Raw genomic sequence first — 2602 nt, forward strand, 5'->3', positions numbered from 1 at the left:
GAAGGAACCCCATCGTCTGCCTCCGATGCCGCAGGGACAAACCTCAAAGCAGGCGCGCTACCTCACCGCCAACACCACTGCCGCGCAGCGGCTTCGTGCATTGGTCGCGTCCAGAATCTTATCGCTCAGTATGAAGCGCCAAGTGGGGCGGGATTTCTGCGGCTTTGCCGCATGCCCTTATCTCGCCAAGGCTAGCCGTTGTAATTCGAGGATATCCAATCTTCCCGACCATGCCGGACACGCAGAATGATGACCTCGTCGTCATCGTTCACTTCATAAATCACGAGATGGGCCTTGTAGGGATGCACGCGAACAGGCGGTGATATCTCCTCGCGCAGGCGCGCGGCATGGGGATAGTCTGCGAGAAACGCGAAAATCGCGCTCAACCCTTCGTGATAAGCGTCGGCCTGAGGTAGACCGAACTGCTCGATGCCCTCAAGAAAGATAGCTGTCAGATCATCGACTGCGGCGCGTGTTAAACGGAAGCGAGGCACGATCAGGCTTGCAAGCCAGCCCGGCTGATCGCCCGGGCCCGGATGTCCGCCATCGTCTCATCACTTAGACCGCTCGTTCGGGCTTCATCGACCAGGCGCTGCATGGCGGAAACCTTGTCGGCGCGTTCCTGATCACGGCGGATAAGGTCGCGCACATAGTCGCTGGCATTGCTATACCGACCGGTGTCAGCTTGCGCCTCCACCCATTGCTTCATAGGGTCGGGCAGTGAGATATTCATCGTGGCCATGGCAACCTCCAAGGTCGGAAAAATAGCAAAGATTGGCAAAGTTTGTCAATTGATACGAAGCTATGGTCCGCCCCCACGATCTCCCGAGTGTTGCCTGCCCCACGCCTCACACCATTCTCTCCGTGGGGGTGGCAGCCGTTCTCCAAAATGGCCGCTTCTGGCCATCGGAGAATGATCATGGAAATGTCAGAAACCGCGAATGCTTCCCTCAAGCGCCCGGTCTGGAATGCGGGGCGCGCAGTCGGTGCGAAGCGGGCCCTGAAGCCCAAGCAAATTTGGGAGATCCGCTTCTACCTCAATCAGCGCCGCCGCTTGCGGGACCGTGCCCTTTTCGACCTCGCTATCGACAGCAAGCTGCGCGGTTGCGACCTTGTTCGCATGAAAATTGGCGATGTCGTCAGCGGAGGGCAGATCCGAACGCGGGCCATCGTCATGCAGCAGAAAACGGGTCGGCCTGTTCAATTCGAACTTCTCCCCGATGCCCGGGCCAGCCTGTTGGCGTGGCTTGAGCGACGGGGCGGCACTGTGGACGATTACGTCTTTCCAAGCCGGGTTGATCACAGTGGTCATCTCAGCACCCGGCAATATGCCCGGCTTGTCGACGAATGGGTGACGGGTGTCGGCCTGATGCGGAGCGAATATGGCACGCATTCGCTTCGCCGAACCAAGGCTTCGATCATCTACCGGGCGACTGGCAACCTGCGCGCCGTCCAGATCTTGCTCGGCCACAGCAAGATCGAGAATACGGTCCGCTATCTTGGGATCGATGTGGAAGACGCGCTTGCTCTCGCCGAAAACACCGAGATTTGAACCATCGGCTCCCCGTTCCGCTGGCGGGGAGCCGACTTTGGTAGGCCTGGGACTTTGCTGCCGGTCGCCGCTGCTAACACAAACGTCCGGTCACGCCGGAACCCGCCATCCGTCGGGCTGCAAAAGCCATCTCTCCTATGTCAAAGCCTGCGGACATTTGCGACGGTTCGGAATTGGTAATGGGATCGGGCAGGCTACCCTTAGTTCAGCGCGGTAGCGCGTCTAGGGTCAGGACCCATTGATGTGATCGCTGCGATCTGATTCAGGCTCTGCGAGGAGAGCGTGGATGAGCGACCTGTACTGGCTGACGGAGGGACAGATGGCGCAGCTTGAGCCGTATTTTCCCAAGAGCCATGGGAAGTCACGGGTTGATGACCGCCGGGTGCTGAGCGGCATTGTTTTCGTCAATCGCAACGGGTTGCGGTGGTGCGATGCACCGAAAGATTACGGGCCGTACAAGACGCTATACAATCGGTGGAAACGATGGGGAGAGAAAGGCATCTTCCTTCAAATGATGGAAGGGCTGGCGGCCGCAGGTGCAGAGCCGAAGACCATCATGATCGATGCAACCTACCTCAAGGCACATCGCACGGCATCAAGCCTGCGGGTTAAAAAGGGGATCCCGGCCACCTGATCGGGCGCACCAAAGGCGGCATGAACACCAAGCTCCATGCCGTCAGCGATGCCAACGGCCGCCCCTTGAGTTTCTTCCTGACCGCCGGGCAGGTCAGCGACTATACCGGTGCGGCAGCCCTGCTCGACGACTTGCCCAAGGCACAGTGGTTGCTCGGCGACCGCGGCTATGACGCCGACTGGTTCAGGGATGCCCTGGAAGCCAAGGGCATCCAGCCATGCATCCCCGGCCGCAGATCGCGCAATGAGCCAGTCAGATACGACAAGCGCCGCTACCGGCGACGCAGCCGCATCGAGATCATGTTCGGCAGGCTGAAGGTAAGCGTCCGCTCATTACCGTAGATGGGATCAACCGGAACGAAGGCCTCACATTTGGCTGTCGATCAGCGCATCCCGCGCGCGGCGTTGCATGCGACT

3 protein-coding genes and 1 pseudogene are annotated in these 2602 nt (G+C 59.6%); 2 read left to right on the plus strand and 2 right to left on the minus strand.

What is annotated here, in order from left to right:
- Positions 1 to 191: 191 nt before the first annotated feature.
- Both SM191_RS19305 and SM191_RS19310 read right to left on the minus strand, forming a co-directional pair.
- On the minus strand, positions 192 to 494 hold the full coding sequence (locus tag SM191_RS19305; protein ID WP_309703868.1) for a type II toxin-antitoxin system RelE/ParE family toxin: 303 nt from the start codon (positions 492 to 494) through the stop codon (positions 192 to 194).
- 2 nt (positions 495 to 496) lie between these two features.
- The gene (locus SM191_RS19310) at positions 497 to 742 is read right to left on the minus strand and encodes a type II toxin-antitoxin system ParD family antitoxin (RefSeq protein WP_309703870.1); all 246 of its coding nucleotides are present in this window, start codon (positions 740 to 742) and stop codon (positions 497 to 499) included.
- A 177-nt stretch (positions 743 to 919) separates the two neighbouring features.
- Between SM191_RS19310 and SM191_RS19315 the strand changes: the two genes are divergently transcribed.
- Complete coding sequence (locus SM191_RS19315; RefSeq protein WP_309704241.1) at positions 920 to 1552, plus strand: tyrosine-type recombinase/integrase; 633 nt, start codon at positions 920 to 922, stop codon at positions 1550 to 1552.
- Positions 1553 to 1838: 286 nt separating this feature from the next.
- Positions 1839 to 2503 (plus strand): annotated as a pseudogene (locus SM191_RS19320) (IS5 family transposase); the annotation flags it as partial.
- Positions 2504 to 2602 lie beyond the last annotated feature (99 nt).

The sequence above is a fragment of the Sphingomonas sp. 2378 genome (assembly GCF_038084995.1).
In the GTDB taxonomy this organism is placed as follows: Bacteria; Pseudomonadota; Alphaproteobacteria; order Sphingomonadales; family Sphingomonadaceae; genus Sphingomonas.

Coding starts and splice junctions, on each gene's coding strand:
- SM191_RS19310 (WP_309703870.1), bottom strand. CDS start 742: ATGGCCACGATGAATATCTCACTGCCCGACCCTATGAAGCAATGGGTG.
- SM191_RS19315 (WP_309704241.1), top strand. CDS start 920: ATGGAAATGTCAGAAACCGCGAATGCTTCCCTCAAGCGCCCGGTCTGG.